Consider the following 18,918-nt stretch of genomic DNA (forward strand, 5'->3'; position numbering starts at 1 on the left):
GTGCGTACTGCCGTGCATATGTTGATTGAATCAATAATGCATAGTGCAGTCATGACTGGAATCAAGTTCGCCTGGTCGGAGCTGGGCGGCGATCCCGCCCTCCTCGCGCGCGTGTCGACCGTCGTCCGGGAGGGCGCCCTGCCGGCGCGCCTCCCCGTGCGGGAGCTGGCGCGCGCCTGTGTGGGCGTGTGCGCGCTGGCCGGCGCCGAACTGGGGGCGCGACGGGCCGGCCTGACGGAGGTGCCCGGGGTGCGGGTGGACGACGCGGCGGTGGCCACCGCGTTCGTCAGCGAGCGACGGCTGCTGGTCGACGGGCGGGCGCCGGTCGCCTTCGCCCCGCTGTCACGGTTCTGGCGGACGGCCGACGGATGGGTGCGCACCCACGCCAACTACCCGCATCACCGTGAGCGGTTGCTCAAGGCGCTGGCGCTGCCGGAGGGCGCCGACGCGGCCGCCGTCGAGGCGTCGCTCGCGGAGCGCTCCGCCCTGGACATCGAGGACGCGGTGTACGCGGCCGGGGGCCTGGCCGTCGCGTCGCGCACGCCCGCGGAGTGGGCGGCGCAGGAGCAGGCGGCCATGATCACCGCTCGCCCCCTGGTGGAGCGGGGCCGGTCGGACGAGGCACGCGCGCGTACGTTCACGCCGCCGACGGGTGGCCCGCTGCTGCCCGCCGCCGGGCTGCGCGTCCTGGACCTGACCCGGGTCCTGGCCGGGCCGGTCGCCACCCGCACCCTCGCCCTGCTGGGCGCGGACGTCCTGCGGGTCGACGCACCCCATCTGCCCGAGCTGCCCGACCAGCACGCCGACACGGGGTTCGGCAAGCGCTCGACACTGCTCGACCTGGCATCGGACCGGCGCACCTTCGAGGAGTTGCTCGCGACGGCGGACGTCGTGGTCACCGGCTACCGGCCGGGCACCCTGGACCGGTTCGGGCTCTCCCCCGAGGCACTGGCCGAGCGTCGGCCCGGGCTGGTCGTGGCGCAGGTGTCGGCATGGGGCGCGTACGGGCCGTGGGGCGGGCGGCGCGGCTTCGACAGCCTGGTCCAGGCGGCCACCGGCATCGCGACCGTCGAAGGCTCCGCCGAGCGGCCGGGCGCGCTGCCCGCACAGGCCCTCGACCACGGCACGGGCTATCTGCTGGCGGCGGCAGTACTGCGGGCGCTGACCGAGCAGTCGTACGACGGCGGCAGCCGGTTCGTACGGCTGGCGCTGGCCCGGACCGCGGCATGGCTCACCGAGGGAGCCTGGGCGAGCGAGGGCGAGGACGCCCACGGCGGGGACGCCGGGAACGGGGGCGCCGGGAACGGGGGCGCCGGGAACGGGGACGACCGTCGTGAGGGCGTCCGGATGGGCGAAGGGGAGGGCAAAGGGATGACCAAGGCGCGGAACCGGGAGGTGAGCGGGGGCGGGAGCGTCGACCCCGGCCCCTGGCTCGCGGAGACCGGCAGCCCTCTCGGGCGGCTGCGCTACGCCCTTCCGCCGGTGTCGTTCGACGGCGGGCCGGGCGACTGGGCACGGCCGCCGGGGCCTTGGGGAGCCGATCCGGCGCGCTGGCTCTGAACCCCCGGACGATCCGCTCCTGTACCGGCACCGCACCGCCCTCGACCGCTTCAGGATGAGTTGCTCGGATTTGCCGGGAATGGTGAAGATCCTGGCATGACCCTCATACGACCGACCGACGCAACCGAATCCATACGCCGTACCGGCCCCGGCCGGGCGGTGGCGCTGCTCGTCCTGGTGGGGCTCGCGGCCCTGATCCCCTTGCTCGGGCCCTCCGTCGCCGCGCACGGCACCGGGGAGGCCGCGGACTCCGGGGTGGTCGCGCTGCTGCGGACGCTGCTGTTCGCGGCGCTGTGCGTGCAGGTGGGTGAGCTGTTCGCGGCCGGTCTCACCCGATGGGTGCCCGCCGCCCCGCCCGGCCGACCGGTCAGCTGGGCGCCGTACGCGGCGGTGGTGGGGTTCTCGGCCGCGGCGGCCGCCGGTGAGCTGGCGCCGCACGGTCATGGCTCGCGGGGCGGCGTTCTCGCGCTGCTGGAGGCGATCGCGTTCGCCGTGGCGGGGCTGTGCGCGCTCACGCGCCGGCCGAACCGTCAGGTGTGGCCGCTCACGGCGGTGATCCTGGCGGAGGCGCTGCGCGCGCATCCGCCGACCGAGTCCATGCCGCTGATCGGCTCCGGGCTGACGATGGTGCATCTGACGTGCTCGGCACTGTGGGCGGGCGGGCTGCTGAACGTGCTCCGCACGCTGCGGAGGTGGGACGACACCGAGGCGGGCGCCGCGCTGCTCGGGCTCTACGCGCGCGTGGCGGCCGTCCTGTTCGCCGGGGTCACGGCGACCGGGCTGTGCAGTTCACTGCGCCGGATGCCGTCGGAGGCGGCGCTCGACCAGCTGACGACGACGGCGTACGGGCGCGTGCTGCTCGCCAAGGTGCTTGTCGTGGGCGCGGTCGCGCTGCTCGCCGTGTGGGCGCGGACACGGCTGCGCCGGGCTCCCGACCCGCTGGCCGCCTGCTCCCCCGCGCGCGTGGAGATCGTCGCGCTCGGGGTGGTGGTCGCGGTGTCGGGACTGTTGACGGCGTTGCCGCTGCCGATCAAGGGTTGAGGATCACGGCCTGAGGATCAATGGTTGAAGCACATGGGCTGAGGATCAAGGGTTGAGGATCAAGGGCCGAGGGTCAACCGTCGGGTGACGGCGGCTTGTTGCGCCGAGGACCAGCAGGACCTGTGCGGCGAGGTAGGTGAGCATGATCCACAGGTCGGGACGCGGGGGCTGCGGCCAGTCGGCGACGCCGGTGGCGATGAGGGTGTCGGAGAGCAGGAACAGCGCGCCGCCGACACCGGCGACCGGGCCGAGCCGGGTGGTGGCGGCGTACGCCATGGCCGTGAGCAGGGTGCTGTAGACGGCGACGGGGAGGCGCAGGTCCGCGGGGAGGTCGGGCCACAGCAGGGCGACGGTGGCGATCAGGGCGGTGGCGTAGCAGGGGGCGAGGAGGGCGCCGCGCGCGTGGGGTCGGCCGATGCGGGCGAACAGCGCCAGGTAGCAGACGTGACCGGCGGCGAAGGACGCCATGCCGGCGAGGAAGGCGGGGTCGGCGTCGAGCAGCAGGAGGGTGTCGCCGCCCCAGCCGCACAGGAGGGCGGCGACCAGGAGCCGGGGCGCGCCGCGCAGGGCCGCCCAGGCGGCGAGGAGGGGCATCAGAAGGGGCTTGGCCACCGTGTGCCCGGCGTCGAAGCCGAGCGCGAGGCTGAGCAGGTCGACGACTGCGGCGAGGACGAACAGGGCGAGGAAGGCGCGGGAGCGGGTCACGCGGCCGTGGTCTCCTCGACCGCGGTGGCGGTGGCGGTGGCGGTGGTGGCTTCCGGAGCGGACGCGGGTTGCCAGCCCGGCCCGCGGAACACGCGTCCCGTCCGCTCGCGCCAACCGCCCGCCGCCTTCACGTCCTTGACGATCGCGACGTACTCATGCGTGGCCACCTTGATCGGGTTGAACGTGTTGATGTTCTTGGTCAACCCGTAGACGGGCCGGTCGACCTCGGGCACGAACGACCCGAAGAGCCGGTCCCAGACGATGAGGATGCCGCCGAAGTTGCGGTCCAGGTAGCCGCCCTGGGAGGCGTGGTGGACGCGGTGGTGGGAGGGCGTGTTGAACACGAACTCGAACCACCGGGGCATCCTGTCGATCCGCTCGGTGTGGATCCAGAACTGGTAGACGAGGTTGGCCGAGGAGCAGAACGCGAGCGCGGCCGGGTGGACGCCGAGGGCGATGAGCGGAACGTAGAACGGCCAGACGGTCAGCGTGGTCCAGGGCTGGCGCAGGGCGGTGGTGAGGTTGAACTTCTCGCTGGAGTGATGGACGACGTGACAGGCCCACAGCACGCGGATGACGTGGTGTCCGCGGTGGGACCAGTAGTAGAAGAAGTCCTGCGCGAGCAGCATCAGCGGGAGTGTCCACCACAGGACCGGGACACGGAGCGGGGTCAGCTCGTAGATCGCGGTGTAGATCGCGACGATCGGGATCTTCCAGACGAAGTCGAACACGAGACTCCCGAGCCCCATGCCGACGCTCGTCGCGGCGTCCTTCGTCTCGTACCCGGCCGCATCCTCGTCGGGATGGAGCCGGACGCCGATCACCTCGACCACGGTGAGCAGCACGAATGCGGGTATCGACCACAGCACGACATCGGGCAGGTTCGGCATGGGGGCACCGTAGAACGGCTGATGGGCTGCGGCTAGACGTTGTTACCCACAAGTATTACCGACGGTACGCGCTTGCTTGTTGGCGATCTCCGCCAATCGGCGCCGAGGGCGGACGCGACTTCGCGCCATGATGTTCGCCGGTAACCCTCTCGATGCCGTCGGCGGGCGTGGCCACACTGAAGGATCGTTTCGGCAGTCGGACAGGGGAGGGTGTCGACGGCGAGCAAGACGTTGCCGGGCGACGGAGTGCACGGCAGGGGCAGCAAGGGCCTGCCGGTCGGGGAACCGCACCGTGGCGCCGTCACCTTCGTGAAGGAGCTGGCCCGCGGTGTGCTCGCACTGCGGCGCAGGTGAGAGTGGCTCCACTGTTCGCGGACAAGGCCGGCCGGAGGTCGGCGGACCCGCTGCGGCTGACCGGGCCCGCTCCGGTCGTCGACCTGCATGCTCTCGCGCTGCTGCCGGCGCCGCCCGCATTGTGGGGTGAGTTCGTCCCCCGCTCCCCCTGGCAGGGGATCGAGCGTGTCCCGGCTGGATCCGGTGGCGCTGGCCGCCGAGACCGATACGGCTGTGCTGCTGACGGTGGGCGCCCTGGAGCGGTGGCCGGCCGGGGCGGAGCGGGAGGCCGCGGTGGTCACGGCGGGCTGATCCGCCGTCAGAAGCCCACCCATTGAGTACAGGGCGGCGTCGTCTCCGTCCTGCCCCTCACACCCCCGCTGCCCCCAGCAGCGATCCGACGAGATACGTCACCCCCATCGCCAGTGCCCCGCCCCCCACGTTGCGCAGTACCGCGCGTCCCGGTGCCGCTGCTCCCAGGTGGGCGCTGCTCCATCCGGTGCAGGCCAGGGCCGCCAGGACCGATGCGACGGTCACCGGGAGGCGCCAGTCCGTCGGGGGCAGCACGATGGCGAGCAGGGGGAGCAGGGCGCCGGCCGTGAAGGCGAGGAAGCTGGCCCAGGCCGCGTGCCAGGGGTTGGTGAGGTCGTCGGGGTCGATGCCGAGCTCCACGCGCGCGTGGGCCTTCAGGGCGTCCCGTTCGGTGAGCTGGACGGCGGCCTCGCGGGCCACGTCCCGGGACAGCCCGCGTTCCTCCAGCAGCCCGGTCAGCTCCGCCAGCTCGGCCTCCGGCTGCTCGCGCAGCTCCCGCCGCTCCAGCGCGAGGGCGGCCTTCTCGGAGTCCCGTTGGGTCGACACGGAGACGTACTCCCCCGCCGCCATGGACATCGACCCGGCGAGCAGACCGGCGAGGCCGGCCGTCAGCAGGGCCGAGCGGTCGTCCGTGGCACCGGCCACGCCGACGACGAGGCCGGCGGTGGAGACGATGCCGTCGTTGGCGCCGAGGACCGCGGCGCGCAGCCAGTTCAGCCGGGATCCGAGCGAGCCTCCGTGGGCCTCGGCGTGGGTGGGTTCCGTCACAGCACGGAGGATGGCACCCCGGGAGGCGCGTACCCCGTACCGACGCTCGTCGTCGCGGGAGCGGGCGTGGGACCGGGGCGCGACCGGTCGGGTGGACCCGGGCGTGAACCGTCGCCCGGCAGGTCGGAGTTGGCCGGGCCTCAGCCGACGTCCGCAGGCACACGCGCGTGCGCTCCGCGAACTCCCGTACGGTCCGAAGGGCTTCGCACGCCCTCTCTTCGGGGCGGGTGCGGCGAGGTGTCAGTGGGGGCCCGTATCCTCAGTGACCATGCTCGAAGACCACACGACGACAGCGTCCTCCCCCACGGAGTGGCCGACCGCGTATCCCCAGGGGTACGCGGTCGTTGACGTGGAGACCACCGGCCTGGCCCGGGACGACCGGATCATCTCCGCCGCCGTCTACCGGCTGGACGCACGCGGTGAGGTGGAGGACCACTGGTACACGCTGGTCAACCCGGAGCGCGACCCGGGCCCGGTGTGGATCCACGGTCTGACGAGCGACGTGCTCGAGGGCGCGCCCCTCTTCCAGGAGGTGGCCGCGGAGTTCGCCGCCCGGCTCGACGGGCGGGTGCTCGTCGCGCACAACGCGGTCTTCGACTGGCAGATGATCGCGCGGGAGTACGCGCGCGCGGAGCGCGAGGCGCCGGTGCGGCAGCGGCTGTGCACCATCGCGCTCTCCAAGGAGCTCGGCCTGCCGCTGCCCAACCACAAGCTGGAGTCGCTGGCGGCCCACTTCGGCGTGGTGCAGCAGCGGGCGCACCACGCGCTGGACGACGCGCGCGTGCTCGCGGAGGCGTTCCGGCCGAGTCTGCGGGCCGCGGCGGCGGGCGGTGTCCGGCTGCCGCTGCTCGAGTGCCGGCCGCTGACCGAGTGGGCCGACCGGCCCGCGCCCCTGATCGGCCGGCAGGCGGGCGGTTCGGGCGGCGGCTACGGCAGCTATCGGCCCGGCAGTTGGCGACCGTCCCGCAAAAGGCCCGCATGCCCCCATCCCAACCCCGGTCGGTACGAAGACGGCAAAAGGCTCAAGCAGGGCATGCGGGTCGCCTTCTCGGGCGACACGTCGGTCGAGCGGGAGCTGCTGGAGGACCGCGCAGCCGAGGCGGGGCTGCACGTCGCCACGAGCCTTTCCCGACTGACCAGCCTGCTGGTCACCAACGACCCCGACTCGGGTACCTCGAAGGTGGTCAAGGCGCGGCAGTTCGGGACGCCCGTCGTCGACGAGGCCGCCTTCGGGCAACTCCTGCGGGATGTGGAGCCCGCCGACGAGTGACCCGTGCGTACGGGTGATTGCCACGCGACTCGCCCGCCGTCCGCTCGCCCGCGCGCGGGTGACGGCTCACCCTGTGGCGCATGGCGAGATGCGAAGTTTGCGGCAATGACTACGGAATGACCTTCGAAGTGCACGCGCAGGGCGCGATCCACGTCTTCGACTGCTTCTCCTGTGCGATCCACCGCATGGCCCCCATCTGCGAGCACTGCCGGGTGCAGATCATCGGCCAGGGCGTCGAGGTGGAGGGCCACTGGTACTGCGGCGCGCACTGCGCCCGCGCGGAGGGCAGGGTGGGCATCATCGACAAGGTGTGAGCCGACCCGACATCCGACGGCTTCCGGGGACCGACACCTGACGGCACCGCCTTCCGGTACCCGGCCGAATGCGCCCCACGACCGAGTTGTACGGTCGTGGGGTGTACCGCTTCCTGTTGTCCCGGCAGTGGGTGATCCTCACGCTGGTCTCCCTCCTCCTCATCCCCACGATGATCAGGCTGGGCTTCTGGCAGATGCATCGCTACGACGAGCGCACCGCGCGCAACCAGCTGGTCTCCGACGCGCTGACCGCCGAGGCGGTGCCCGTGGAGCAGCTGACCACCCCGGGGCACGCCGTCACCCGCGGCGAGCGGTACCGAAGCGTCACCGCCACCGGCTCCTTCGACACCGAGCGCGAAGTCGTCGTCAGGCGCCGGGTCAACGCCGACGAGACGGTCGGCTTCCACGTCCTCACCCCGTTCGTCCTGACGGACGGCAAGGTGCTGCTGGTCGACCGGGGCTGGATCCCGGCGGACGCCCCGAGTCAGACCTCGTTCCCCAAGGTCCCCGCGCCGCCCGCCGGCCGGGTCACCGTCACCGGGCGGCTGATGCCCGACGAGACGACCGCCGCGAGCGGCATCAAGGACCTCAAGGGACTGCCGGACCGGCAGGTCATGCTGATCAACAGCGAGCAGGAGGCCCAACGGCTCGGCGCGCAGGTGCTCGGCGGCTACATCGCGCAGACCGCGCCCGAGCCGAAGGGCGACAGCCCCGAGCTGGTCGGCCGGCCCGGCAGCGAGGACGCGGCCCTCAACTACGCGTACGCCATCCAGTGGTGGCTGTTCTCCGTGGGCGTCCCCGTCGGCTGGGTGATCCTGGTCCGCCGCGAGACCCGCGACCGGGCCCAGGCCGCCGTACGAGAGGCCGAGCAGGCCGAGCCGGCGACGGTCTGACGGACGCGCCACGCGGACACGGGCGCGGCCCCAAGCCCGGGCCCAGGCGCGGACACGGCCCCAGGCGCCGGCCCGGACACGGGCGCCGGCGCGACCCCAGGCGCCGGCACGGACACGGGCGCGGCCCCAGGCGCGGGCGCGACCCCAGGCGCCGGCACGGACACGGGCGCGGGCGCGACCCCAGGCGCCGGCACGGACACGGGCGCGGGCGCGACCCCAGGCGCGGGCGCGCCCCCAGGCGCCGGCACGGACACGGGCGCCGGCCCGGGCAGCGGCGCGGGCGCGACCCCAGGCGCCGGCACGGACACGGGCGCCGACACGGCCCCAGGCGCGGGCGCGACCCCAGGCGCCGGCACGGACACGGGCGCCGGCCCGGACAGCGGCGCGGGCGAGGCCCGGGAGCTCGCACACGCCCGCCGCCCACCCGCCTGTCCACCGGTCCACCGGGCGGCCGAAGTCCGGTGACGGCACCCCGACCGCCCGACGGCTGTCTGCCCGACTGCTCGACGCCCGGGCCGCCCGACTGCCGACTGCCCGACGCCCCAGCCGCCCGCCTGTCCGGCTGCCCACTCACCGGGCCACGCCGGGTGGCCGGACACCGGCGACGGCACCCCGTCCGCCCGGAACTCCGGCCACCCAGCCACCTCGTCACCTCGTCACCTCGTCACCTCGGCACCCGGTCACCCGGCCACCCGGCCACCCGGCCACCCGGCGGTTCAGCAGCAGCGGCTCTGCGGGTGTTCCTCGCGGTGCAGGCTGCGCAGCGTCTGGTACTCGCGCCGGGTCGGGATCGGAGCGAGCGGGTGGTGGCGCCGGTGCCGCTCGCAGTAGCGGTCGTACTCCGCCTCCCCGGTCAACTCCCGTAGATACCAGCGCACGGCCCGCAGCCAGCGCACGCCCCGCGCCCCACGCATGCCCCGCGCCCCGTCGGCGGCGGCCGTCACAGGTGGGCCTCTGTCAGGAGTTCTGTTTCCGTCTCCCTCGCGGGTACGTCGATACGGGACTCGACATAGGGCGCCTCGGTCGTCGGCAGCGGAGCCGGCGATCGTACGGCTCCTACGCACACCACCGCCGCGTTCACGATCACCACGGCGACCAGCAGCAGGAACACGGCGATCAGCACGCCGTCCACCGTGGAGTTGGTGACCACCGTGTGCATGTCGGCCGGTGACTTGGCGGGCGGCAGCACCTGGCCGACGTCGAGGGCGTCGGCGTACCGCGTGCGCTGGGCGAAGAAGCCGATCCTGGGGTCGTCGGAGAAGATCTTCTGCCAGCCGGCGGTGAAGGTGATCGCGACCACCCAGGCCAGCGGGACACCCGTCACCCAGGCCCAGCGCAGCCGGCCGGACTTGACCAGGACCGTCGTGCAGACGGTCAGGGCGATGGCGGCGAGCAGCTGGTTCGCGATGCCGAAGAGCGGGAAGAGCTGGTTGATCCCGCCGAGCGGGTCGGTGGCGCCGGAGTGCAGGAAGTAGCCCCAGGCGGCGACGACCAGACCGCTGCACAGCCAGATGCCGGGCTTCCAGTTCACGCGGCCGATCGGCTTCCAGACGTTGCCGAGCATGTCCTGGAGCATGAAGCGGCCGACCCGGGTGCCCGCGTCCACGGTGGTCAGGATGAACAGCGCCTCGAACATGATGGCGAAGTGGTACCAGAAGGCCTTCATCGCGGTGCCGCCGAAGATGCCGGAGAAGATCTCCGACATGCCGACGGCAAGGGTCGGCGCGCCACCCGAGCGGGCGATCAGGGTCTGTTCCTCGACCGCTTTCGCGGCCTGGGTGAGCTGGTCGGGGGTGATGGTGAAGCCGAGGCCCGCGACCGCGTGGGACGCCGACTCGGCCGTCGTGCCCAGCAGGCCCGCCGGCGCGTTCATCGCGTAGTACAGGCCGGGCTCCAGGGTGGCGGCCGCGATGAGCGCCATGATCGCGACGAAGGACTCCATCAGCATCGCGCCGTAACCGATCAGCCGGACCTGGGACTCCTTCTGGATCAGCTTGGGGGTGGTCCCGGACGCGACCAGGGCGTGGAAGCCGGACAGCGCGCCGCAGGCGATGGTGATGAAGAGGAAGGGGAACAGGGAGCCGGCGAAGACCGGGCCCGCGCCCGACGACGCGAAGTCGCTCACCGCGTCCGCCCTGAGCACGGGCGCGGCCACGACCACCCCGACGGCCAGCAGGGCGATCGTGCCGATCTTCATGAAGGTGGAGAGGTAGTCGCGCGGGGCGAGGAGCATCCACACCGGCAGGACGGACGCGACGAAGCCGTAGCCGATGAGGCAGAAGACGAGGGTGGTCGGGCTCAGGGTGAAGGTGTCGGCCAGCGAGGAGTTCTGCACCCAGCCGCCGCCGACGATCGCCAGCAGGAGCAGCGCGACGCCGATGAAACTGGTCTCGACGACCCGGCCCGGGCGGATCCGGTGCAGCCAGAAGCCCATGAAGAGGGCGATGGGCACGGTCATCGCGACCGAGAAGGTCCCCCAGGGCGAGTGGGCGAGGGCGTTGACCACGACCAGCGCCAGCACGCCCAGCAGGATGATCATGATGGCGAACACGGCGATCAGGGCGGCCGCACCGCCCGCCCGGCCGATCTCGTCGCGGGCGAGCTGCCCGAGCGACTTGCCGTCCCGGCGCATCGACAGGAACAGCACGACCATGTCCTGCACCGCCCCCGCGAAGATCACGCCGGCGACGATCCACAGGGTGCCGGGCAGGTAGCCCATCTGGGCCGCGAGCACCGGTCCCACCAGCGGGCCGGCGCCGGCGATCGCGGCGAAGTGGTGGCCGAGCAGGACCCGGCGGTCGGTCGGCTGGAAGTCGACGCCGTCCTCGAGGCGTTCGGCGGGGGTGGCGCGGCGGTCGTCCGGCTTCAGGACGCGCCGGGCGATGAGGCGGGCGTAGAAGCGGTAGGCGATGGCGTACGAACCGAGGGCCGCGACCACCAGCCAGACCGCCGATATCCGCTCGCCCCGGGCGAGGGCCAGAACGCCCCAGGCGACGGCGCCGACCAGTGCGACAGCGCTCCACAGCAGGATGGATTTCGGGGTGATACGGGATTTTTCCGGCGCCGGGAGGCCGGTTTCGGGCAGGGCTGACGTACGCATGGCGGCTCCTCGCCGAGCTGACGGAGGTTGCGGGGATCACGGAGATCAGCGGCGGGCGGCTCTCCCGCACGCTGTCGGTCTGTGCAAGAGTTGCCCACCCCCCGGAAGCGGTTGACAGCGAATTTCCAGAGGATTTCCCGCCGGTTCCCCGTCAACCGAAACCGCCGTTCGCGCAACCAACCGGTGAGGGCACAGGCACACCAAGGACGGTGACCCATGGCCGACGGCGCCATGACGACGACGTTCCTCGCCGTGATCGGCGGGGCGTCGCTGCTCGCAGTGACCGCGCGGCGGCTGCGCCCCAGCGACCGGCTGCCCTCCCTGGAGGGCTGGGCACTGGCCGACCGAAGCCTCGGCCCGGTGTGGACCTGGCTGCTGCTCGGCGGCACGATCTTCACCGCGTACACCTTCACGGCCGTCCCGGGGCTGGCGTACGGCAACGGTGCTCCCGCGTTCTTCGCGGTGCCCTACACGGTGATCGTCTGCCCGCTCGCCTTCGTCCTGCTGAGCCGGCTGTGGAGCGTGGCCCGCAGGAACGGCTATGTCACCGCCGCCGACTTCGTGCGGGGACGGTACGGGTCGCCGCCACTGGCCCTGGTGGTGGCGCTCACCGGGATCCTCGCGACGATGCCGTATCTCGCGCTCCAGCTGCTCGGGATACGGGCGGTGCTGACGGCCGGGGGCGTCTATCCGCGGGGCGCGGCCGGGGATCTGGTGATGGTGGCGCTGTTCGCGGGGCTCGCGGTGGCGACGTACCGGCACGGGCTGCGGGCGCCCGCGGTCATCTCGGCGCTGAAGGCGGTGGCGGTGTTCGTGTCACTGACCGCCGTGTGCTGGCTGGTGCTCAGGCGGCTCGGCGGCCCCGGGGCCGTGTTCGAGAGCGCGGCCCACCGGCTCGGCGGGACGGACGTCGCCCACTCCCCGCTGGTCCTCTCCCCCGCGCAGCAACCCGCGTACGCCACGCTCGCGCTCGGCTCCGCGCTGGCGCTGCTGATGTATCCGCATGTGCTCACCGCCGGGTTCGCCGCCGACGGCCCGCGCACCCTGCGCAAGGTCTCCGCGGCGCTGCCCGCCTGGACGGGACTGCTCGCCCTCTTCGGCTTCCTCGGGGTCGCGGCCCTCGCGGCGGGCGTGCGGGCACCGAAGGGGAGCGCCGAGGCCGCCGTGCCGATGCTCGTCGACCGGCTGATGCCGGGGCCGCTGGCCGGTCTGGTGTTCGCCGCGATCACCGTGGGCGCGCTGGTCCCGGCCGCCGTGATGTCGATCGCCGCCGCCACCTGCTTCGTACGGAACGTGTACGTCGAGTACGTGCATCCGACGGCCACGCCCAAGCGTCAGGTGCGGATCGCCAAGGCGGTGTCGCTGACCGCGAAGGCGGGCGCGGTGGCGTTCGTGTTCGGGCTGCGCGACCAGGACGCCGTCAACCTCCAACTGCTGGGCGGGGTGTGGATCCTCCAGATCTTCCCGGCCGTGGCCGTCGGGCTGTTCACCGGGCGGCTGCATCCGCGCGCGCTGCTCGCCGGGTGGGCGGCCGGCATGGCGGCCGGGACCTTCCTGGTGGTGCGTGAGGGGTTCTCGTCCATCGTGACCCTGGGGTTCGGCCCGCTGGAGATCTACGCGGGGATCGTGGCCCTGCTGCTCAACCTGACCGTCGCGACGGCCGGCACCGCTGTCCTCGAACGCCTCGGCGTCCCGCGCGGCGCCGACACGACCGACCTGCCGTCCCGCCTGACCGTCAGGCGGCGCCCCGAGACGGGAGCGAACCACCCGTGAGACGCAGACCCCCGATACCCGTACCGGAGCCGTTCGTCGAGGAGCGGGTCCTCGCCCCCGCGGTGAGCGACCCGGCCGAGCTGGAACGTGAGGCCGGCCTGGCCCGGCTCTTCGAGCTGCACTACTCCTCGATGCTGCGGCTCGCCGTGCTGCTGGGCGCCGACGATCCGGAGAACGTGGTCGCCGAGGCGTACTACCAGATCTACCGGAAGTGGCGGCGGCTGCGGGACGTGGAGGCGGCGGAGGCGTATCTGCGGTCCACCGTCTGCAATCTGACCCGGATGCGGATACGCCATCTCCAGGTGGCCCGCCGGCATGTGGAGAGCCCACCGGAACTCCCGGACGAGACCGTGGCGTCCGCGGAGAGCGCCGCGCTGCTGCGCGACGACCAGCGGGTGCTGATCGACGCCCTCCAGCAGCTGCCGGCCCGGCAGCGCGAGGCGCTCGTGCTGCGGCACTGGCTCGGCCTGAAGGAGAGCGAGATCGCCGCCGCGATGGGCATCTCCTGCGGGTCCGTCAAGACCCACACCTCGCGCGGCCTCGCCGCGCTCACCCAGGCGATGGAGGCCCGGCGATGAACGACACCGGCCCGGACCGCGTCCGGCAGGAACCGCCTCCGCCGTCGGCGGAGGAACGCACCCGGCGTGAGCTGAGCGAGGCCCTGGAGGCGCTGGCCGACGGGGTGCGGCCGGCCCCGGACGCCTATCGCACGGCGCGCGGAGAGTGGCTGCGGCGCGAACGCCGGCGACGGCTCGTCCTCGCCGTGCTGATCGCCGTCGTCTTCGCCCTGGCCACGCTGATCGGCCTGTGGGTGCTGAACCAGGCGCCGTCGGATCCGGGGGTCGTCTTCTCGGGCGCCGGCGCACCGACGGCCTTGCCGTCACTCGCCCGGCCGCAGCCCTGATTGCCCTCAGGGCCCGCCGGGAACCCGGAACTGCGTGCACCCCCGCATCGAGAGCTACGCGCTCATCGGCGACGAACAGACCGCCGCGCTGGTCGGCATCGACGGTTCCGTCGACTGGCTCTGTCTGCCCCGCTTCGACTCCGGAGCCTGCTTCGCGCGCCTCCTCGGCGACGAGGAGAACGGCCACTGGCGCATCGCCCCGCGGGGCGTGCAGGGTCCCTGCACCCGGCGCGCCTACCGGCCCGACACCCTAGTCCTGGACACCGAGTGGGAGACCGACGAGGGCGCGATCCGGGTCACCGACCTGATGCCCCAACGCGACCAGGCCCCCGACGTCGTACGCATCGTCGAGGGGCTGCGCGGCCGGGTCACCGTCCGCAGCACCCTGCGGCTGCGCTTCGACTACGGCTGGATCATCCCGTGGATGCGCCGGGCCGACGGTCATCGCGTGGCGATCGGCGGTCCCGACGCCGTCTGGTTGCGCAGCGAGCCGAAGGTGCGCACCTGGGGCGAGGACTTCACCACCTACTCGGAGTTCACCGTCGCCGAGGGCGAGTCGGTCGCCTTCGTGCTGACCTGGCACCCCTCGCACGAGTCGCGCCCGCCGCTCGTCGACCCGTGGGAGGCGCTGCGGGTCAGCGTCGACGACTGGCAGGCGTGGGCCGCCCGCTGCCGCTACGACGGGCCCCACCGGGACGCCGTCGTCCGCTCCCTGATCACCCTCAAGGCCCTCACGTACGTCCCCACCGGCGGCATCGTCGCCGCGCTCACCACCTCCCTTCCCGAGGAGATGGGCGGGGTCCGCAACTGGGACTACCGCTACTGCTGGCTGCGCGACTCCACCCTCACCCTCGGCGCCCTCCTGGCGGCCGGCTACCAGGACGAGGCCGAGGCCTGGCGCAACTGGCTGCTGCGCGCCGTCGCGGGCGATCCGGCGGACCTCCAGATCATGTACGGGCTGGCGGGCGAGCGCCGGCTGCCCGAGTGCGAGCTGCCCTGGCTGACCGGCTACGCGGACTCCAGGCCCGTACGCATCGGCAACGGCGCCGTGGACCAGCTCCAGCTGGACGTCTACGGCGAGGTCATGGACTCGCTGTCGCTGGCCCGGACCTCGGGCATGTCGCCCCGGCCGCACATGTGGTCGTTGCAGTGCGCGCTGATGAAGTGGCTCTGCGACAACTGGCGGCAGCCGGACGAGGGACTGTGGGAGGTGCGCGGTGGCCGGCGCCAGTTCGTGCACTCCAAGGTGATGGTGTGGGTGGCCGCCGACCGGGCCGTCCGGGCGATGGAGGAGTACCCCGACCTGAGCGGTGACCTGGCGGGCTGGCGGGCGCTGCGCGACGAGGTGCACCGCGAGGTGTGCGAGCGGGGCTACGACCCGGAGCGGGGCACGTTCACCCAGTCCTACGGCTCGCGCGACCTGGACGCCTCCCTGCTGCTCATCCCGCGCGTCGGCTTCCTGCCGCCGGACGACCCGCGCGTGGTCGGGACCGTCGACGCGGTCCGTGCGGAGCTCGGGCGCGGCGGTCTGCTGCGCCGCTACAGCACGGACGGCGCGACCGTCGACGGCCTGCCGGGCGACGAGGGCACCTTCCTGGCCTGCTCGTTCTGGCTCGCGGACGCCCTGCACATGACGGGCCGTACGGAGGAGGCGCGGGAGCTGTTCGAACGGCTCGTGGGCCTGGCCAACGACGTGGGTCTGCTGGCGGAGGAGTACGACCCGACGACCGGCCGGCACCTCGGCAACTTCCCGCAGGCCTTCAGTCACATCGGCCTGGTGAACACCGCCCTCGCCCTGTTCGGCACGAAGGAGGCAGGATAGGGGCCATGGATCTTGGACTGAAGGACCGGGTGTACGTGGTCACCGGGGCGACGCGCGGCCTCGGCAACGCCGCCGCGCGCGAGCTCGTCGCGGACGGCGCGAAGGTGGTGCTCACCGGGCGGGACGAGAAGCGCGTCGCGGACGCCGCCGCCGAGCTGGGGCCGAACGCGGTCGGGCTCGCCGTGGACAACGCCGACCCCGGGGCGGCGGCGCGGCTGATCGCGGCGGCGCGCGATGCCTTCGGCGGCTTCGACGGGGTGCTGGTGAGCGTGGGCGGTCCGCCGCCCGGGTTCGTCGCGGACAACACGGACGAGCAGTGGCAGACCGCGTTCGAGTCGGTGTTCCTCGGGGCGGTCCGGCTGGCGCGGACGGCCGCCGCCGAGCTGGAGGCGGGCGGGGTCATCGGATTCGTCCTGTCGGGGTCGGTGCACGAGCCGATTCCCGGGCTGACCATCTCCAACGGCCTGCGGCCGGGACTGGCCGGGTTCGCGAAGTCGCTCTCCGACGAGTTGGGGCCCCGGGGGATCAGGGTCGTGGGACTGCTGCCGGCCCGTATCGACACCGATCGGGTGCGGGAGCTGGACGGGCTGTCGGCCGACCCCGAGGCCACCCGGGCCGCGAACGAGTCCCGGATTCCGTTGCGGCGGTACGGGACCGCGGCGGAGTTCGGCCGGACGGCCGCGTTCCTGCTGTCGCCGGCTGCCTCTTATCTGACGGGCCTCATGGTGCCGGTCGACGGCGGGATGCGGCACGGGTTCTGACCGGTCCGGCGCCGGGCGGGCGGACCGGTCACGGCCACGCGGCAAAGCCGCGGACCGTCACCGCCCCCGCACTCCCGGGCCGCTCAACTGACCCTTTCGGCCTTGTGCTTGACGCCCTTCATCCGCACCTCCGCGGGCAGTGCCTCGAGCGCCGCCGAATCCCGCGCGTGGGTCAGGGCCTGCGCCGTCAGGTGGTCCAGCGCCGTCGCCGGATCCACGTGGGGCTCCAGCACCAGGCGGACCCGCGCCTCGGGCGCCTCCCTCCTGCCCTTCAGCGCCACATGGGCGTGGGCGACGCCGTCCAGCCGCTCCGCCTCGGCGGCGAGTACGCCCTCCAGGGCGCGGCCCCGCAGCAGCGCGCCCGCGCCGTCGCCCGTGTCGACGAGGAGCTCGCCGAGCCGGCGGCGGCGCAGCACCGCCGTCAGCCACCACAGGGTCAGCAGGACGAGGAGCGCGAGGACCGCGATCACCGTCGGCCACCACCAGGCTTCGTCGCGCCAGCGGGTGCGTTCGGCGGTGGTGAGAAGGGCGTCGTGCGGGCCCTGGTGGAGCCACCAGGAGGGTGCGGAGGCGCCCAGGCCCACGGCCAGCACCGCACCGCCGACGGCGAGCAGCACCAGCCCGACGCCTCCGATGAGCACGCGGTTGACGGTACCGAGCATCGTCCTCACCCCTTCTTCGCGGGTCGCCGCACATGGACCGACAGGGCGAGCGGCCGGACCAGGCCCAGGCCCCGGATCGCGTCGGTGAGGACGGCGTCCAGGTCGGCGTGTACGTCGTCCAGGTCGCGGAAGTGGGACAGCGCGCGGACGTCGGCCTTCCGGCGGCCCGCGCGCACCTTCACCGACTGCACGCCCGCGACCTCCATGGCCCGGTCGCGCAGCACCAAGGCGGCCGCGTCCCGGTCGAGGCCCGCCCGTACGTCCGGGTGGGCGCGGCGCATCGGCAGGACGCCCCTGAGGCCCGGGGTCACGGCCAGGAGTATCAGCCACAGGCCGAGGGCCGCCGCGACCCCGGCGCCGACCAGCACCCAGATGTCGTCGAGGGGGCGCTCGGCGAGCTGCCGGGCGAGTCCGCTCCGCCAGGCCATGGCGGTCCGGTGGGCGCGTACGGCGGCCACGTCGTAGAGGAAGGCAGCCGCGACGACCAGCAGCAGCGCCGCGACGACACCGGCCGGAACGCGGCGCGCCGACCAGAAGCGGTGGTCGGCGGGGGCCGCCGGGCCGGGGCCGTCTTCTTGCGTGGGTTTCTCCAGAACGGGCAGTGTGCTGCCCTGCAAGCCTCCGGGCTCGCTCATCGCGCCCTCCCGTGCGCCACTCCGGGGGCCGCTGTCAGGTGCAGCCGTTCCACCTGGACGGCGACCTCCGGAACCTCCATTCCCACCAACGCGCCTACCCGCTCGGTGACATGTCGACGCACACGGTGACAGCGTCCGCCGATATCGGTCGGGTAGTCGAGTTCGAGATGGACCCGGATGTGCGCGGCCTCATGGTGGACTACGACGGTGGCGTGCGGGCCGGCGGCGTCGGGCGGCAGGGGGCCGACCGCCTCGCGCGCGGCCTGCGCGGCGATCTTCGCCACGACCCGGTCGGCGATGCGGGTCGCGCCGCGTGCACCCGGAGGAACGGCGGACGTGCGCCCGCCGACGGCGACGCCCCCCTCGTCCACGGAGGTCACCGGCGCCGGTCGCCGCGGGTACGGAAGAGGTCGCCGAGTTCCAGGTCCCCCTCCAGGAACCGGCCGACGACGAACCCGACGGCGCCCAGTGCCGCCACCAGGAGGAAGGCCCCGAACCCGCCGAAGTATCCGGCGAAGCCCAGCGCCATGCCGGCGATCATGCCGACCACGGCCATGCTCAAGGTGTTCTCCCCTCGGCGGTCCGGTCACCCGGCCGGCGGTGTGTCACTGGATCCGGGGCTCCGGCTCCTCGTCCTCTTCGTCGGGCAGCTTGACGTCGCTCACCGCGATGTTGACCTCGACGACCTCCAGTCCGGTCATCCGCTCCACGGCCGCGATCACGTTCTCCCGCACGGCCTGCGCCACGTCGGCGATGGCCACGCCGTAGTCGACGACGATCTCCAGGTCGAGCGCGGTCTGTACCTCGCCGACCTCCGCCTTCACGCCTCGGGACACCGACTTCGTGCCGCCGGGCACCCGGTCCCGTACGGCGCCGAAGGTGCGGCTGAGCCCGCTGCCCATCGCGTGGACGCCCAGGACGTCCCGTGCCGCGAGGCCCGCGATCTTCTCGACGACCCCGTCGGCGATGGTGGTCCGCCCTCGGGTCGCCGGATCCCCGCCGCCACGTTTGGTCGTCCTGCGGGTCCCCAGCGGCTCGGTGCCGCCGTCGGGAGTCTGCGTCCGGTGCTGCTCCGCTGCTGCCTCGGTCATCGCCGTACGTCCTTACGTCCGGTTCGTTGTCGTTCCTTCCACCACGGTAAGCGCGGTTGCCGGACCGCGCGCCGGGGATGCGGC

General features: G+C 73.2%; 22 protein-coding genes. 12 read left to right on the forward strand and 10 right to left on the reverse strand.

Annotated elements, in window-relative coordinates; translation table 11 throughout:
* The first annotated feature begins 51 nt into the window (after positions 1 to 51).
* Both G9272_RS11310 and G9272_RS11315 read left to right on the forward strand, forming a co-directional pair.
* On the forward strand, positions 52 to 1,560 hold the full coding sequence (locus tag G9272_RS11310; protein WP_171396435.1) for a CoA transferase: 1,509 nt from the start codon (positions 52 to 54) through the stop codon (positions 1,558 to 1,560).
* Positions 1,561 to 1,656: 96 nt separating this feature from the next.
* Entirely contained in the window at positions 1,657 to 2,601 is a 945-nt protein-coding gene (locus G9272_RS11315) for a copper resistance D family protein (protein ID WP_171396436.1), read from the forward strand.
* Between the two features lie 45 nt (positions 2,602 to 2,646).
* Here G9272_RS11315 and G9272_RS11320 read toward each other — a convergent pair whose 3' ends face one another.
* Entirely contained in the window at positions 2,647 to 3,306 is a 660-nt protein-coding gene (locus G9272_RS11320; protein WP_171396437.1) for a lysoplasmalogenase, read from the reverse strand.
* The gene (locus G9272_RS11325; RefSeq protein WP_171396438.1) at positions 3,303 to 4,196 is read right to left on the reverse strand and encodes a sterol desaturase family protein; all 894 of its coding nucleotides are present in this window, start codon (positions 4,194 to 4,196) and stop codon (positions 3,303 to 3,305) included. The genes G9272_RS11320 and G9272_RS11325 overlap by 4 nt, the downstream gene beginning before the upstream one ends.
* A 210-nt stretch (positions 4,197 to 4,406) precedes the next feature.
* Here G9272_RS11325 and G9272_RS11330 point away from each other — a divergent pair, with 210 nt between their 5' ends.
* Together G9272_RS11330 and G9272_RS45905 are read left to right on the forward strand one after the other, a co-directional pair.
* Entirely contained in the window at positions 4,407 to 4,550 is a 144-nt protein-coding gene (locus G9272_RS11330; protein WP_171396439.1) for a hypothetical protein, read from the forward strand.
* 165 nt (positions 4,551 to 4,715) lie between these two features.
* A complete protein-coding gene (locus tag G9272_RS45905; protein ID WP_301272126.1) occupies positions 4,716 to 4,841 on the forward strand; it encodes a hypothetical protein in 126 nt (41 codons plus the stop codon).
* Between the two features lie 57 nt (positions 4,842 to 4,898).
* Here the strand turns inward: G9272_RS45905 and G9272_RS11335 are convergent, their stop codons facing one another.
* Entirely contained in the window at positions 4,899 to 5,609 is a 711-nt protein-coding gene (locus tag G9272_RS11335; RefSeq protein ID WP_171396440.1) for a VIT1/CCC1 transporter family protein, read from the reverse strand.
* Between the two features lie 268 nt (positions 5,610 to 5,877).
* Between G9272_RS11335 and G9272_RS11340 the strand changes: the two genes are divergently transcribed.
* From G9272_RS11340 to G9272_RS11350, 3 genes are all read left to right on the forward strand, one after another.
* A complete protein-coding gene (locus G9272_RS11340; protein WP_171396441.1) occupies positions 5,878 to 6,879 on the forward strand; it encodes a DEDDh family exonuclease in 1,002 nt (333 codons plus the stop codon).
* 80 nt (positions 6,880 to 6,959) lie between these two features.
* Positions 6,960 to 7,193: a hypothetical protein gene (locus G9272_RS11345; RefSeq protein ID WP_171396442.1), complete on the forward strand. Its 234-nt coding sequence runs from the start codon at positions 6,960 to 6,962 to the stop codon at positions 7,191 to 7,193.
* A 101-nt stretch (positions 7,194 to 7,294) separates the two neighbouring features.
* On the forward strand, positions 7,295 to 8,086 hold the full coding sequence (locus tag G9272_RS11350; RefSeq protein WP_253267776.1) for an SURF1 family cytochrome oxidase biogenesis protein: 792 nt from the start codon (positions 7,295 to 7,297) through the stop codon (positions 8,084 to 8,086).
* Between the two features lie 716 nt (positions 8,087 to 8,802).
* Here G9272_RS11350 and G9272_RS11355 read toward each other — a convergent pair.
* Positions 8,803 to 9,000: a YbdD/YjiX family protein gene (locus tag G9272_RS11355; RefSeq protein ID WP_171396444.1), complete on the reverse strand. Its 198-nt coding sequence runs from the start codon at positions 8,998 to 9,000 to the stop codon at positions 8,803 to 8,805.
* A gap of 26 nt (positions 9,001 to 9,026) precedes the next feature.
* Positions 9,027 to 11,186: a carbon starvation CstA family protein gene (locus G9272_RS11360; protein WP_171396445.1), complete on the reverse strand. Its 2,160-nt coding sequence runs from the start codon at positions 11,184 to 11,186 to the stop codon at positions 9,027 to 9,029.
* A gap of 216 nt (positions 11,187 to 11,402) precedes the next feature.
* Between G9272_RS11360 and G9272_RS11365 the strand changes: the two genes are divergently transcribed.
* From G9272_RS11365 to G9272_RS11385, 5 genes are read left to right on the forward strand one after another with little or no spacing between them, the layout of a single operon-like run.
* Positions 11,403 to 12,959: a sodium:solute symporter family protein gene (locus G9272_RS11365; protein ID WP_171396446.1), complete on the forward strand. Its 1,557-nt coding sequence runs from the start codon at positions 11,403 to 11,405 to the stop codon at positions 12,957 to 12,959.
* 14 nt (positions 12,960 to 12,973) lie between these two features.
* On the forward strand, positions 12,974 to 13,537 hold the full coding sequence (locus G9272_RS11370) for a SigE family RNA polymerase sigma factor (protein WP_052183833.1): 564 nt from the start codon (positions 12,974 to 12,976) through the stop codon (positions 13,535 to 13,537).
* Complete coding sequence (locus G9272_RS11375) at positions 13,534 to 13,863, forward strand: hypothetical protein (protein WP_171396447.1); 330 nt, start codon at positions 13,534 to 13,536, stop codon at positions 13,861 to 13,863. The genes G9272_RS11370 and G9272_RS11375 overlap by 4 nt, the downstream gene beginning before the upstream one ends.
* 34 nt (positions 13,864 to 13,897) lie before the next feature.
* Positions 13,898 to 15,685: a glycoside hydrolase family 15 protein gene (locus tag G9272_RS11380; RefSeq protein WP_171396448.1), complete on the forward strand. Its 1,788-nt coding sequence runs from the start codon at positions 13,898 to 13,900 to the stop codon at positions 15,683 to 15,685.
* A gap of 5 nt (positions 15,686 to 15,690) precedes the next feature.
* Positions 15,691 to 16,446: an SDR family oxidoreductase gene (locus G9272_RS11385; protein WP_171396449.1), complete on the forward strand. Its 756-nt coding sequence runs from the start codon at positions 15,691 to 15,693 to the stop codon at positions 16,444 to 16,446.
* Positions 16,447 to 16,529: 83 nt separating this feature from the next.
* Here G9272_RS11385 and amaP read toward each other — a convergent pair whose 3' ends face one another.
* From amaP to G9272_RS11410, 5 genes are read right to left on the reverse strand one after another with little or no spacing between them, the layout of a single operon-like run.
* Positions 16,530 to 17,108, reverse strand: a complete 579-nt coding sequence (gene amaP, locus G9272_RS11390; RefSeq protein ID WP_171396450.1) for an alkaline shock response membrane anchor protein AmaP — start codon at positions 17,106 to 17,108, stop codon at positions 16,530 to 16,532.
* Positions 17,109 to 17,113: 5 nt separating this feature from the next.
* On the reverse strand, positions 17,114 to 17,743 hold the full coding sequence (locus G9272_RS11395; protein WP_171396451.1) for a DUF6286 domain-containing protein: 630 nt from the start codon (positions 17,741 to 17,743) through the stop codon (positions 17,114 to 17,116).
* Positions 17,740 to 18,123 carry an Asp23/Gls24 family envelope stress response protein gene (locus G9272_RS11400; protein ID WP_171396452.1) on the reverse strand — a complete coding sequence of 128 codons (384 nt, stop codon included), beginning with the start codon at positions 18,121 to 18,123 and terminating at the stop codon, positions 17,740 to 17,742. The genes G9272_RS11395 and G9272_RS11400 overlap by 4 nt, the downstream gene beginning before the upstream one ends.
* A complete protein-coding gene (locus G9272_RS11405) occupies positions 18,120 to 18,305 on the reverse strand; it encodes a hypothetical protein (RefSeq protein WP_171396453.1) in 186 nt (61 codons plus the stop codon). Before G9272_RS11405 ends, G9272_RS11400 begins: the two co-directional genes overlap by 4 nt.
* 43 nt (positions 18,306 to 18,348) lie before the next feature.
* Positions 18,349 to 18,834, reverse strand: coding sequence for an Asp23/Gls24 family envelope stress response protein (locus tag G9272_RS11410; RefSeq protein ID WP_171396454.1), 486 nt, complete (start codon positions 18,832 to 18,834; stop codon positions 18,349 to 18,351).
* Positions 18,835 to 18,918 lie beyond the last annotated feature (84 nt).

The organism is Streptomyces asoensis (genome assembly GCF_013085465.1).
Classification (GTDB): Bacteria; Actinomycetota; Actinomycetes; order Streptomycetales; family Streptomycetaceae; genus Streptomyces; species Streptomyces cacaoi_A.